Genomic DNA, 13,189 nt, shown 5'->3' on the forward strand with positions numbered 1-13,189 from the left:
AGGGACAGGCGAGACGCCTGTCCTACGTCGTCACCTAAATGGCTACTGCTCTACTGAAAACTTTATGCTTTTAATCTGCTTACTATTAAAACAGATAGAATTTGCAGAATGATTTAAAGCAAAGCATAAAAACGAAAAGATAGAGATAAATAGCGCAAATTAAATGCGCAAGAGCTTATCGGGTGCGGCTGGAACTTTCCGAGCGCCTTGCGCGCCGTTACGGGATTCCCTGAAATGCCAGATGCAACCGCCGGTGCCGGCGCTTGAGCTCGCCCACCGGCACTCCTGCCGGATCTCCAGGAACATGCCAAGTTGGCAGCCGCGACAGTTTGTGAGCTTGACTGAAGCAGTGAAATTGGATAGAATGTGCCGGTGCGAGTCAGACAGTATGCGATTCATTGTGCGGTAACGAGACTGGAGCGCTCCGAGATGAACTCCCCACCGGCTCTATTTTTGGCGTCCCACATTTGTGGTATAGAGAACCCCACCCCCCAACCCCCTCCCCTTGTATGGGGAGGGGGAGCGAGAGGGGGTTTTCGATGAGTGGAAAAAGTTTCAATCCCCCTTCTAGCGCGCACCGGCTCTCTTTTTGCCCTCGCCTTGCCGGTGGCGGGTTCGCGAGCCATGTATCTGCCTTAGGGAGGATTTGTATAAACCCGCCCCGACAGCAAACATCTGTTCTGCCGGCTCTATTTTCGCGCTCGCCTTGGGCATGAGACTGAGCGCGATAGGGGCGATATCGCGAGGAATGTCGCTGGGTTTTATATCCAGTTCGGTTGAATTGGGCATTGGGCATCACGCTGGCATTGCTCTCCGAATTGCGGTTAATCAACTCGATCTGATATTAAAGGATATTGATTAACCCGCCGCTACTGATTCCCGCGATATGATTTAAAGATACGGTTAGCATCACCCCACCTGCCGGTGTGGGGAAGGGTTTGCTCGTTTTCAGGCTCTGCCTGGGAATGCTTGTAACGGGGCTCAGTCTCGTATCCTCTGCCGGCGGTGCCGGCTGCTAGTGCCCCAAGGATTTTGGCCGGGCGCTGTCGCTCGCCGGGACTGCGGGGGAGCGAGGTTGATGAGGTTAATGAGCGTTGAGGAGTTAGCTGCAATGTCAGTATACCAATATAAAGTCGGGGGCAGTTTAGATTCTCATGACCTCACCTATGTCGTGCGGCGAGCGGACTCGGACCTGTATAATGCGTTAAAGGCCGGCGAGTTTTGCTATGTGCTGAACTCCCGACAGATGGGCAAGTCTAGCTTGCGGGTGAGAGCGATGAAAAAGCTGCTATCGGAAGGCACAGCCTGCGCTTCTATTGCTCTCACCCTTCTCGGCAGCGATGCTCTGGATGCAGAAAAATGGTATGCGGGAATTGCCTCTGAGTTACTGGACGGTTTGCACCTCTCCGGGGAGGTGGATTTTAAAGCCTGGTGGGAGGATCGCGATTTTTTGCCGCCGGTGCAGCGTTTGCGCCAGCTGTTCGAGGATGTAATTTTTGCGAATATCCCCCCTTACTTCCCCTTTCCTCCCCAGGCGGAAACTGGGGACGAGGGGGGCAACCTTGTGATTTTTATCGACGACATCGAAAATTGTCTCAAAATTCCTTTTAAGGATGACTTTTTTGCCTTCATCCGCGCCTGCTATAATAAGCGTGCGGAAAATCCCGCCTATAACCGGCTCACCTTTTGCCTGCTGGGGGTAGCAACACCGGCAGATTTGATTGCGGATCGGGAGCGGACGCCGTTTAATATCGGTCGCGCCATCGAGCTCACCGGCTTCACCCTAGAAGAAGCGAAGCCATCCCTAACTCCAGGATTGGCACATAAAGCAGAGAATCCCGACAGGGTTTTAGAAGAGGTCTTAAAATGGACGGGCGGGCAACCGTTTCTCACCCAGAAGTTGTGTGAGATTATCAGCACTTCCCCCTCACCCCCTCACCGCCCGCACAAGGCGAGAGGGGGAGAATCCCAAACCGTCTCCCTCCTGGAAATCGAGGCGGCGGCTTCGGTGGAGGCGGAGTGGGTTGCCCAATTGGTGCGAAGGCACATTATTGACGATTGGGAATCCCACGACGCTCCCGAACATTTGCGAACGATTCGAGATCGCCTGCTGCGCAATGAGCAACTTGCCGGCAGACTTCTGGGAGTGTGCCAGCTTATTCTCAAATCCCCTCAAGCCGCTCTCAGTCAGGGGGAGCGAGACACTCAACTTCTTTTTATCACAGAAGGGCAATACTGTCACCCCCTCCATAGCGGCGGGGGAGCCGCAGGGGTGCCGGCGGATGGCAGTCCAGAACAAACGGAATTGCGGCTGTCGGGTTTAGCGGTGAAAAAAGATAGCTATTTGCAGCTTTATAACCCCATATACGCAGCTGTGTTTAACCTCGATTGGGTGGGGCAGGAATTAGCCAACCTGCGCCCGTACAGGGAAGCAATCGCCGCTTGGCTCGCCTCCAACCGGCAGGATAAATCGCGGCTGCTGCGGGGGGAGGCTTTGCAGGAAGCGCTGGCGTGGGGAGCCGGGAAAAACTTGAGCGCTGAGGATGAGGCTTTCCTCTCTGCCAGCCAGCAGGAAGCGGAACTTCAGGTGGAAAAAGAGTTAGAGGCGAACCGGCAAGTCAAACAGCTTTTAGCGGAGGCGAAACAGCAAAGCGAGGAATTGCTCCAACAGGCTCACAAAGTAGCTAAGGAAGGCACCAAAATAGAGCGTGCCGGTCTGATGGCGCTGCGAGAGTTTGAGTCCGGGAGCGGGCAGATAAAAGCCTTGCTGACAGCCATGCAAGCGGGGCAAGCTTTGCTGGAACTGCAGCTAGAAGGTTCCCCAGTTCAGGAATATCCCGCCACGAGTCCGCTGCTCGCCTTGCAAGTGATTTTAAACGATATCCGAGAGCGAAATCAATTCACCGGCCATCACGGGCCAGTAGAGAGTGTCTGCTTCAGCCCCGACGGGCGCTTTTTGGCCACCGGCTCCCATGACGGCACGGTGCGGCTGTGGGACTTGTTGGGAAATCAGATTACCCTCAAAGGACACAAGGACTGGGTGACGAGTGCGTGCTTCAACCCCAATGGCAAGTTTCTGGCCACCGGCTCCTATGACGGCACGGTGCGGCTGTGGGACTTGTCGGGGAACCCGCTGGCCATCAGAGAGCATCCGGAGCCCATCACCAGTCTGTGCTTCTGCCGCGACGGGCGTTTTCTGGCCATCGGCTTTGATGACGGCACGGCACGGCTGTGGAATATGTCGGGAAAGCAGATAACCGTCAAAGGACATCAGGACACCCTCTGGAGTGTCAGCATCAGCCCCAACCGGCGCTTTCTGGCCACCGGCTCAGCTGACCGCACCGTGCGTCTGTGGGACTTGTCGGGAAACCTGATCGTGGAATTAAAAGGACATCAGGACGAGGTGTGGAGTGTCTGCTTCAGCCCCGACAGCCAGTTTGTCGCCAGCGGCTCATCCGACCGCACCGTCAGGGTTTGGGACTTGTCGGGGAACCTGATTGCGGAATTAAAAGGACATCAGGGGCCGGTCTGGAGTGTGTGTTTCAGTCCCGATGGGCGTTTCTTGGCCACCGGCTCCCGCGATCGCACGGCGCAGGTGTGGAAGTTGCCGCCTCTGAGCAAAGGGGGGCAAGGGGGGAACGCTTCCGGGAACCAGATCGCAGCCATCCTCACAGGACATCAGGACGCGGTAACCAGTGTGTGCTTCAGTCCCGACGGGCGCTTGTTGGCCACCGGCTCCCTGGACCGCACGGCACGGCTGTGGGACTTGTCGGCGAAGCAGATTGTCCTCAGGGGGCATCGGGAGCCGGTGGAAAGTGTGTGTTTCAGTCCCGACAGCCAGTCAGTCGCGACAGCTTCAGACGACCGCAGCGTCCGCCTGTGGGACTTGTCGGGGAAGCAGGTTGGCGCATTCAGAGCCCATCAGGGGCCGGTGGAAAGTGTGTGTTTCAGCCCCGACGGGCGCTTTTTGGCCACCGGCTCCGACGACCGCACGGCAAAGCTGTGGGACTTGTCGGGAAAGCAGATCGCCGAATTCAGCGGACATGAGGACTGGGTGAAGAGTGTCTGCATCAGCAGCGACGGGCGCTTTTTGGCCACCGGCTCCCATGACCGCACCGCACGGCTGTGGGACTTGTCCGGGAAGCCAATAGCGGAGTTCACCGGACATGAGGACTGGGTGAAGAGTGTCTGCATCAGTCCCGACGGGCGCTTGTTGGCCACTGCCTCCGATGACGGCACCTTGCGGCTGTGGGAGCTTTCGGGGAGCCCAATCGCGGTATTCCACGGACATCAAGGGCCGGTGAAAAGTGTGTGTTTCAGCCCCGATAGCCAGTTTATCGCCACCGGCTCAGACGATCGCACTGCAAAGCTGTGGAATTTGTCGGGGAGCGAGATCGCCCTCAAAGGCCATCACGGACCCGTTAAGAGCGTCTGCATCAGCGCTGACGGGCGCTTTGTGGCCACCGGCTCCGCTGACCGCACGGCGAGGCTGTGGGACTTGTCGGGGAATCTGATCGCGGAGTTCCGGGGACATCAAGGGCCGGTGGAGACTGTCTGTTTCAGTCCCGACGGGCGTTTTGTGGCCACCGGCTCTCCTGACGGCACCGCGAGGCTGTGGCGCGCGGAAACTTTGGAGGAATTGCTAAAAAGGGGGTGCGAGTGGTTGGGGGATTACTTTGCCGGTCATCCGGAAATGCGGGAAAAATTGCGGGTTTGCGAGTGATGGGGGTGTGGGAATCTCAGCTCCTCCAGAAACCCAGAAACCGGGTTTCTGCGACAACTTTTGCCTCCGGCACGAACCCTTAATTCAGAAACCCGGTTTCTTTGCCCTTCCAGAAACCGGGTTTCTGCGACTAACGCTGTCTCTAACCCGAACCCTTAATTCAGAAACCCGGTTTCTTTGCCACTTACTGTTACCTGACTGCCTATTTAGTAAACCGCTCAGAAATCACCTGCATCAGCGAATGTTGGGTTTGCACCGTGATTTCTCCGAAAGGCGTGACCTGAGAGATGCTAACCTGACAGGTGCCGACTTGAGAGGAATTAACCTGAGTAATGCTTGGTTACAAGGTACTGACTTCAGCGGGGCCTACCTAGTGGGTGCTAATTTAGAATGGGCTAACTTGGACGGTGGGGAGATGATTGGCACTAACTTCAGTGGCGCTAATTTGAAAAATGCCTGTTTGAGTCCGGCTAGTTTCGAGGGTGCAAACTTCAGTGCTGCCGACCTCACTAATGTGACTTTGTATGCATCCAACCTGGAGAACGCTCTCCTTATTGGCGCTAACCTTACTAATGCTGATCTTGAAGCTGCTGTATTTGATGGTGCTGACCTCACCAATGCTAACCTGACGGATGCCAAGAAATTCGGATACCATAATGCCATATACCGGAACACCACCATGCCGGATGGGAGTATTAGGAGCGACGACATTTAAAAATAGAGGGAGTCAATATGAAGGCTGATAGCGAACCCCTTCCTGTCCGCCGGCTTTTCAAGCAGTAACGCAAGAAAGTAGGCTGTAGCTATTCCTGCCGGACAGGCTCTACCTCTCACATATCGCTACAGCCATCATTTCTGATACTTCCATCTGGCATGATAGTATTGCAGAAGAGCGCACTTAAATAATTCAGAGCAGAGGCAAAATCATGGATTAGATTAATACTGCTTTCCAAAATCTTGATTCCTGCTGCCGGCCAAAGACTTATTTTGTCTAAAAATCGGCTAAATAAATTACAGATTATAGGCGTTAAGCCTTATTTACTATGCCCGTCCAGCGTAATTAATTCTGCACGGGCACTTACTCTTACCTCAAGCACCATCGCTTCTAATACTTCCATCAGGCAAAATGGTTTCACAAAAAGTAGCTCCCTTGCACCTCCGAATATTAAAGTCGCGAGCCCCTGTAAAATCGGTATAACTGAGGTTAGCGTTGGAGAAAGTAGTTTCCGTCAAAATAGCACCCCTTAAACTGGCATGACTGAGGTTGGCATTTCCGAAATAGGTTTGGCCGAACACAGCATTACTCAAGTCAGCCCCCTCTAAATTAGCCTTTCCTAAAGTTGCTTCACCAAGCTTCGCCCCTCTCAAATTGGCATAGCTCAAATCGGCATAATCTAGACTGCTCCAATCCAGAAAAGCGTTACTGAGGTCAGCTCCTCTGAAAATAATCCCTCGAAGATTTTCATCAAGCAAACGGACTTTCGGCAGCCTCACTCCGGTAAAATCCCGCTCTCCGGCAGCGTACCTTCTGAGCAATTCTTCAGCGTTCATAGCTCTCCTCCAGAATTCTTCTACTTTATCAATAATAGCGCATACTTCCTGTCCGCCGGCTTTTCAAGCAGTAACACAAGAAAGTAGGCTGTAGCTATTCCCGCCGGACAGGCTCTACCTCTCACATATCGCTACCGCCATCATTCCTGATACTTCCATCTGGCATGATAGTCTTGCAGAAGATGGCGTCGTATAAGAAAGCAGCACCGCAGGCATTCAGCAGATTCGCCTCCCTGAGATTAGCGCTGTCAAAATAATCTCAATGATATCCAAGTAAAACTGGCTAACCTGCCAAGATTCCCTCCGCTCTTCCGAGAGAAAGCCGAATCAATGCTCTTTTTACTTCACTCATCAATCACGTTTGTGAACAGATCACCTCCAGGCATGATGCTGGCCTTTACATAACAGCAACGCCACCAGCTATCGCCGTCTAAAAGGGCATCTTTCAGGTTGCAGTTGGAGAAAAATTTTTCATCCAAAGGAGACTTTCTAAGGTTAGCGCCTTCAAGATCGACAGTATCCATATGGACTTCAATCAGGTTAGCACCCTCCAATTGAACTCGCTTTAAACTGCAATTTCTTACTGTAGCACCGTTTAGTTGGCTACTGCTAATTTTGGCATCATTAAAGTCGCTATCCTCCACCAGAATATCGAGCATATTCGCACCAGTAAGGTTAGCACTACTGAGGTTAATATCTTTCATGTGAGCGGCATACATATCGGCACCACTGAGGTTAATGCCACTCAAGTTGAGTCCCTGGAGATTAGCACGCCTTAAGCTGATTCCAGAGAAATCCCTCTCCCCACCGGCATACCGTCTGAGCAGTTCTTCAGCGTCCATAACTTTACTCGCTGTATTCTTTCGGCTAGCCGTGACTAGAAGCCAGGTTTCAAAAATGTCTGTTCCTCACACCGGCAGCCATCATTCCTGATTCTTACGTCAGGCAGAATGGTGTTCCAAAAAGTCACCTCTTCAGGACTATACAAGTCCCACCAGTCAAGTTAGCTCCCGTCAAATCTGCCTCTTCCAAAGTAGCGCTACAGAGTCTGGCTCCAGTCAAATCTGCTCCTGCCAAATTATAGCAGATTGCAACTGAGTGAGGTACAGATGCAATCTGCTATGAGCAATTCTCCCACATCCATGACTTGACTTTTTTAATCCTTCCATCGGGCATGGTAGTTTTGCAGGAGAGGCAACCTTCCCAATTGACGGAACTCCTGCCAGCCGCCATTAAATTAGCATCAGTTAAATTGCATACCTACAGATTGCTGACAGCCGCTGCCGGCCCGACTAGGGACAGGTAGGGGTCCCTGAAATACCGGCAAGCGGCAGCCTGAGCCACAGCAGCAGTAACGGCAGCAATTTCTTCAGTAAAGCGGGTGTCAAATTCAATCCCCAGCCCCAAAGTCTCGTACCAGCCATAAATCTGGGCGAGCTGAGCGTTGGTTTGCTTGCCCAGGGCGTACTGGCCCAGCAGCTTGTTTTTCGAGGCTTGCAGCTCACCGGCACTGAGGGCGGTTTCGCACAAGCGCTCCACTTCCCCGCGCAGGCAGGCTATAGCCGTGGCGGTATTTTCCGGTGCCGTGCCCATGTACACAACAAACTGGGAGGGCTCCAGACGAGTCGGGAAAAGCGCGGACACCTCGTAAGCCAAACCCCGCTTTTCCCGCAATTCCACAAACAAGCGGCTGGAGAGGCCATTGCCCAGGTAGGTGTTGAGGAGCTTGAGCGCTGCGTAATCATTCGGATATGGATTGCCGGCGTCTTCAGACAGCACCGAAGGAGCCAGATAGCCCAGCATGACAATGGATTGCTGCGTCTGCAGGGGGGCTATTAGCTGGCGCGGAGCGGGGGCCAGTGGGGGCAGCCGGAATGCCGGCAGGGGGGTTTCCGGAGCCCGCCAGTCGCCAAAAACCTGACTCACCAGGTCGAGGGCGTCTTCTGGCCTCAGGCGACCGGCCAGACTAATCACCATATTGTCGGGGCGGAAATAGGTCTGGTGGTAGCGCAGCAAGTCGTCGCGCCCCAGCTGAGATACAGTGGCTTCGGTTCCCAGACTGGAGAATCCGTAAGGGTGGCCAGGGTACATGGCTTGCCGCATCCGGTCGAAGGCAATGGCAAACGGCTGCTCCTGCTGGGAGCGAATGCTCTGGAGGGTGAGGCGTCGCTCCAGCTCCACCTCCCCTTCCGGGAATGCCGGCTGGCGCAGCAGCGAGCCGGCCAAGTCCAGCAGATTCTCAAAGTCAGCAGAAACGGTTTTCAGGCTCAGCAAGAAATAATCACAAGCCGCATCCGCGCCCAAACTGGCTCCCACCGACTCCACCCGCTCGGCAATGTCCATCGAAGACAGCCGGTCTGTGCCTTTGGTGAGAACCGTGGCCAGCAGGTGAGCCAGTCCAGCTTGTTCTAGGGGATCGCAAAGGCTGCCGGCGCGCACGAAGATGCGAGCGGCAATGATGTCAGCGGCGGGATTTTCCACCACCAGCACCACCATGCCATTGTCGAGAACAGTGCGGTGAACGTGACGGTTCATAGGATTTGAGAACTGGGCATTGGGCATCATCGCATTGGGCATCATCGCATTGCGGCGGGACTGGGGCATTGCGGCGGGACTGGGGCATTGGGCGATCGCTTACCCCCTAACCCCTAACCCCTAACCCCTAACCCCTAACACCTAGGCATGGGGCGTTCAGGCATGGGGTCAACGATCGCTTAACCCCTGACCCCTAACCCCTAACCCCTAACAGCTAGAACACAAAAGCCACGTTTCACCCTACAGCGGTTTGAGAATCGTAACTGCGTAATAGTAGGGCGAGAGATACTGAGAAGCCAAACGCTGCAAGTCTTCGGCGTGAAATGACTTAATCTTTTCCGGGTAAGTAATTGCCAATTCCGGTCGGGCGATCGTGTGGTAGTACCCGTACAGACCGGCCAGCTGGATGGGCGTTTCCGTAGAAAAGGCATAGTCATTGCACAGCAATCTCTTGCAGCGAGCCAGTTCCCCATCACTCACCGGTGTCCTGTGCAGGCCGGCGAGGCGAACGCAAATCAGATCCTCTACGGCGTCGAGGTATTCTCGGTCCAGCCAAGCGCTGATGGTGAACAAGCTCGACTCCCGCTGCAGGGAGAAATTGCAGCTGATGCCTTGAACCCAGTGCCGCTCTTCCCGCAATTCCCGGACAAGGCGGCTGGACCGGCCCTCTGCTAGCAGCACCGAGAGCAAATCCAAACCGTAGGCATCATGCAGCTGCTCCACCCCCGGGCCGGTCCAGGCCATAATCAGCCGCGCCTGCTCCAGTCTGGGCACATACAGTTCCCGCCGGCGAATTTCTATCATCGGGGGTTCCGCTTCCGTTTCGATGGGGGGGCACTCAGCCACTGGAGCGAACTCCTGGAAACACCGGCTGACCAATTCCAGCGCCCGAGATGCCGGCAAGCTGCCGACCACCACCACGGCCATATTTTCTGGCTGGTAGTGAGCGCGGTGGAAGCGGCGCATTTCCTCAGGGGTGCGCTGCATCAGCTTCGCCTCGGTTCCCAGCACCGGTCGTCCATAAGGGTGGCGCTGGTAAACGATTTCCATGAGAGCTTGAAAGGCCAGCCAGTCAGGCGTGTCGCCGGACTGGCGGATTTCCTCGAACACCACGTCTCGCTCCCTGTCAAATTCATCCTCTGGGATGCCGGCGCGCAAGAGCAGTTCCGCCAGCAGGGGCAGGGTGTCTTCCAGGTACTCCGTAGCGGTGGTGATAAAAAAGTGGGCGTAGTCGTGGCTGGTGGCGGCATTGGTCATTCCGCCCCGATTTTCAATCACCTCGTCAAACACGCCCGGGGGAATTTTGTCGGTGCCTTTGAAAATCATGTGCTCCAGGAAGTGCGCCATGCCAGACCAAGCATCTGGCTCGCGGGTTGCGCCCGCCCGCACCCACACATCAACCACGGCCACCGGTGTGGCCGGCGTGTGCTGGTGAATCACGGTTAACCCGCTGTCCAGCTTGAAGATGTCGGCTGGGAACCCCGAATCAGTCGGCACTTCAGACAAATGGTTGGCTCTCAAACTCCAATTCAATCTGACCTGATTTATCCTAACGTTTTGTGGGAGGGAGCATTGGATTGAATTGTTACAGTTTAGCGCACTTGAGGCATTCCGAGATTTTCGCAGCCGGTTTTTAGTGGGATCGCCAAGGGATGCCCACTTTTTTTATAAATTTTGGCACTTCCGTTGGGTGCCGCACTCAGGAGGCGTTACTCCTTCCCGGTCGGGTGCGGCGATCGAGGGCCAAAGCGCCGGCTCTCTGCGGGACAGTCCTTGGCGCACCGGCTCGGGGCTCTGTTTAATGTCCGGTGCCGGTTTCCATCCCCTTTCCCGGATTCCTTTTCAAGGCACTCGCTTCGGAACTGCGCACACCGCCACCGGTGAAAATTCTGCGCCCCTACGAGGCCCGCCGATTGGGCTAAAGCCCAACTACAAACATTTTTAAGGCTTGAGCTGGAAATCCCTTTTTGTTTCTTTCTTTCCCCGAGAGGGATTTCCGGGCCCGCCACTTCTCACCCGCATGCATATATAATAGCAGGTTGCCAAACTTTGCTTGTCTTCGATCCTTTGAGAAAACCCCTATAACTGTGACAGACGAACTCACGCAACGGATAACCTGGGCTGCTGAAAGCCTCCTGGACAATGAAACCCTGACCCCTGAGCTGGAGGATGCGGCTGGCGGCGCTGCCCTCACTTGGGCCACCGACCTGTCCCGGCGGGTTGCGCTCGCGACTGCCGGGCTGGATGATGAAGCGGCTGAGGCGTTCATGGCACCCAAACTCGCCGCCATTGGCGAATTGATCCGCCTGGTGAGCCGGTGGGCTGCTAGCTACCGGGAAATGGACGCTGGGGGGAGGGAATCTTTTCTCAGTCAGGTTATCGAGGCAGCCTTGAAGATTTACCCCGATTACCAGCCGCCCCATAAGGAACAGCAGCAGGCATTTTTGCGGGAGCCTTTTCCAGCTGACCCGAGAGACTGGATTGTCAATCTCCGCCGGCTGGTTGAAGGAGATCGCAACGCCCAGATGCCATGAGATATAGCGGTTATCAGCTGGATGAAGCGGCCTTTGAAACCCGGTTTCTTTAAGAAACCGGGTTTCTCAACACCTCACTCCTCTGAAACCCGCTATAATTTAGGTTTGGTTACTTTGCTTTAATATGCGAGGTGCAAAATCTGCTGGTGTTGCATATCATGGTTCCCAGAAATCTCCCCCCAATCCAAAATCCACAATCCAAAATCCAAAATCGGGGGCCGCACCGGCGCACAGTCGCAGCTGTGCTGGTGGCGGCTCTCATCTGCGCTCTGCTCACCGGCTGCGGTGGCAAGCGCGTATCTCAGCCCGGCTCTCAAACGTCTTGGTGGCGCACCTACTTTACCGAGCCGGGCGCAAATAGCGGCACGATTGTTAAAACTCTAGTTTCCTCTATTAACAGCGCCAAAACGAGCATACACATTGCCGCTTTTGAGTTCAATCTGACGCCAGTGGCTGACGCGCTAGTTGCGGCAAAGAAGCGCGGTGTGGATGTCAAGTGGGTGACGGATGACGAACACGGTCTGAAGGCGGACACAGAAAAGGGGCGCGGGCAATTTGCCCTTCTAAAGCAGGCGGGCATTCCCCTCAAGGATGATGGCAGGCGGGCTTTGATGCACAACAAGTTTATCGTTTTCGACGGTAAAATTGTCTGGACCGGCTCGACGAATCTGACCGTAAATGACACGGAAAGAAACAACAATAATGTGATTGTTTTTGAGTCGCCGCAGGTGGCAAATATTTTTGAGCGCCAATTTGCTGAACTGTGGGGCGGAAGTTTTGATTCCAAGTCACCTTCAGAGGTTGAAGCTCAGAAGGTGACGGTGAGTGGCACTCCGGTCCAGGTGCTGTTTTCGCCGGAGGATGATGTGGCGAGCCGGCTGCTGCCGGTGATTCAGGGTGCCAAGCGCAGCATCCGGTTTATGGCTTTTTCTTTCACGGATGACAATCTGGGCGCTGCTATCAAAAGTCGCGCTAAAGCTGGAGTGGATGTAAAGGGGATTTTTGAGACTCGGGGGAGTGAGACTCAGTACAGCGAGCTGCCGGTGCTGTTCTGCGCTAAGGTGCCGGTGCGTCAAGATGGCAATCCGGGAACTTTCCATCACAAGGTATTTGTGATAGATAGTAGCACAGTGATTACCGGCTCGTACAATTTTTCTAGCAATGCGGACAAGAGCAATAGTGAAAATGCGGTGATTTTGACGAATCCGGCAATTGCCACGGAATATACCAAGGAGTTCGAGCGCCGGTGGGCGGAAGCGAAGGAGCCGGCGGCAGCAAAAATGAAGTGCCGGTGAGGTTGGCAATCGCTGCAACGCTAGTGAGTGGGAACCCCTTCAGGGGCGGCACCGGCTTTCCCTTGCGATTGGCAGGCAAGCCGGCGAAACGCATTTCCTGCAACTTGTCAGGAGCAGGTTTTTCGCCGGTTTGTTAGCTCCTGCGCCGCAGCGACCGGAATGCAGCCCTTTGTGGGACGATCGCAGCCAGTCGGGAAAACCGCGCACTCTCTTGTGTTGGCCCCACCGGCAGCTGTTTCGCCGGCGGGGTGGCGGCCAAGGGCGGCGCTTAAGCTGGGGTTGCCTCCTGTTTCAGAGACAGTCGGGCGATTGGCGGCAAAAGCGTCGGGAAATTTCAATCCCGTTTTCGGGATTCCGCCGGCCAAAAATCTTCTCCTCCGACCCCCTGCTGAAATCATTGTGGCATTATTTGGGCTTCTTTGCACAACCGAGACGCTCCGGAAAACTCTACCGCCCTTTGGCGGGCCAAGGTCGGGGGATTGCTCCTGGGAATCGGTAATATAGCAGTATGCACTTAGGTTAGAACATTAGACCTTCAGGGGGGGCGGGAC

13 protein-coding genes are annotated in these 13,189 nt (G+C 54.9%); 5 read left to right on the forward strand and 8 right to left on the reverse strand.

Annotation, left to right across the window (positions count from 1 at the left end; all coding sequences use genetic code 11):
• Nucleotides 1-159: 159 nt before the first annotated feature.
• Both OSC10802_RS50880 and OSC10802_RS0123900 read right to left on the reverse strand, forming a co-directional pair.
• A complete protein-coding gene (locus tag OSC10802_RS50880; protein ID WP_155968303.1) occupies nt 160-399 on the reverse strand; it encodes a hypothetical protein in 240 nt (79 codons plus the stop codon).
• A 168-nt stretch (nt 400-567) separates the two neighbouring features.
• Nucleotides 568-789: a hypothetical protein gene (locus tag OSC10802_RS0123900; protein WP_017719299.1), complete on the reverse strand. Its 222-nt coding sequence runs from the start codon at nt 787-789 to the stop codon at nt 568-570.
• Between the two features lie 322 nt (nt 790-1,111).
• Here OSC10802_RS0123900 and OSC10802_RS0123905 point away from each other — a divergent pair, with 322 nt between their 5' ends.
• Both OSC10802_RS0123905 and OSC10802_RS41520 read left to right on the forward strand, forming a co-directional pair.
• Nucleotides 1,112-4,723 (forward strand): WD40 domain-containing protein, encoded by a 3,612-nt coding sequence (locus OSC10802_RS0123905; RefSeq protein ID WP_044171443.1) that lies wholly within the window; start codon nt 1,112-1,114, stop codon nt 4,721-4,723.
• Nucleotides 4,724-4,964: 241 nt separating this feature from the next.
• Entirely contained in the window at nt 4,965-5,438 is a 474-nt protein-coding gene (locus tag OSC10802_RS41520; RefSeq protein ID WP_017719301.1) for a pentapeptide repeat-containing protein, read from the forward strand.
• Nucleotides 5,439-5,812: 374 nt separating this feature from the next.
• On the opposite strand, the gene OSC10802_RS41525 is transcribed toward OSC10802_RS41520, so the two are convergent.
• From OSC10802_RS41525 to OSC10802_RS0123930, 5 genes are all read right to left on the reverse strand, one after another.
• Nucleotides 5,813-6,274 carry a pentapeptide repeat-containing protein gene (locus OSC10802_RS41525; protein WP_017719302.1) on the reverse strand — a complete coding sequence of 154 codons (462 nt, stop codon included), beginning with the start codon at nt 6,272-6,274 and terminating at the stop codon, nt 5,813-5,815.
• Between the two features lie 344 nt (nt 6,275-6,618).
• On the reverse strand, nt 6,619-7,116 hold the full coding sequence (locus tag OSC10802_RS0123920) for a pentapeptide repeat-containing protein (protein ID WP_017719303.1): 498 nt from the start codon (nt 7,114-7,116) through the stop codon (nt 6,619-6,621).
• A gap of 124 nt (nt 7,117-7,240) precedes the next feature.
• A complete protein-coding gene (locus OSC10802_RS56685; protein WP_369797098.1) occupies nt 7,241-7,351 on the reverse strand; it encodes a pentapeptide repeat-containing protein in 111 nt (36 codons plus the stop codon).
• Between the two features lie 183 nt (nt 7,352-7,534).
• The gene (locus OSC10802_RS0123925) at nt 7,535-8,809 is read right to left on the reverse strand and encodes a M16 family metallopeptidase (protein ID WP_017719304.1); all 1,275 of its coding nucleotides are present in this window, start codon (nt 8,807-8,809) and stop codon (nt 7,535-7,537) included.
• 240 nt (nt 8,810-9,049) lie between these two features.
• A complete protein-coding gene (locus OSC10802_RS0123930) occupies nt 9,050-10,315 on the reverse strand; it encodes a M16 family metallopeptidase (protein WP_017719305.1) in 1,266 nt (421 codons plus the stop codon).
• Between the two features lie 76 nt (nt 10,316-10,391).
• Here OSC10802_RS0123930 and OSC10802_RS50885 point away from each other — a divergent pair, with 76 nt between their 5' ends.
• The 3 genes from OSC10802_RS50885 (at nt 10,392) to OSC10802_RS41530 (ending at nt 12,638) form a co-directional block, all read left to right on the forward strand.
• On the forward strand, nt 10,392-10,754 hold the full coding sequence (locus OSC10802_RS50885; protein ID WP_155968305.1) for a hypothetical protein: 363 nt from the start codon (nt 10,392-10,394) through the stop codon (nt 10,752-10,754).
• 142 nt (nt 10,755-10,896) lie between these two features.
• The gene (locus OSC10802_RS0123935; RefSeq protein WP_017719306.1) at nt 10,897-11,343 is read left to right on the forward strand and encodes a hypothetical protein; all 447 of its coding nucleotides are present in this window, start codon (nt 10,897-10,899) and stop codon (nt 11,341-11,343) included.
• A 158-nt stretch (nt 11,344-11,501) separates the two neighbouring features.
• Nucleotides 11,502-12,638: a phospholipase D-like domain-containing protein gene (locus OSC10802_RS41530; RefSeq protein ID WP_052334327.1), complete on the forward strand. Its 1,137-nt coding sequence runs from the start codon at nt 11,502-11,504 to the stop codon at nt 12,636-12,638.
• A gap of 107 nt (nt 12,639-12,745) precedes the next feature.
• Here the strand turns inward: OSC10802_RS41530 and OSC10802_RS0123945 are convergent, their stop codons facing one another.
• Entirely contained in the window at nt 12,746-13,003 is a 258-nt protein-coding gene (locus OSC10802_RS0123945; protein ID WP_044170189.1) for a hypothetical protein, read from the reverse strand.
• Nucleotides 13,004-13,189 lie beyond the last annotated feature (186 nt).

It is taken from the genome of Kamptonema formosum PCC 10802, assembly GCF_000332335.1.
In the GTDB taxonomy this organism is placed as follows: domain Bacteria; phylum Cyanobacteriota; class Cyanobacteriia; order Cyanobacteriales; family Oscillatoriaceae; genus Oscillatoria.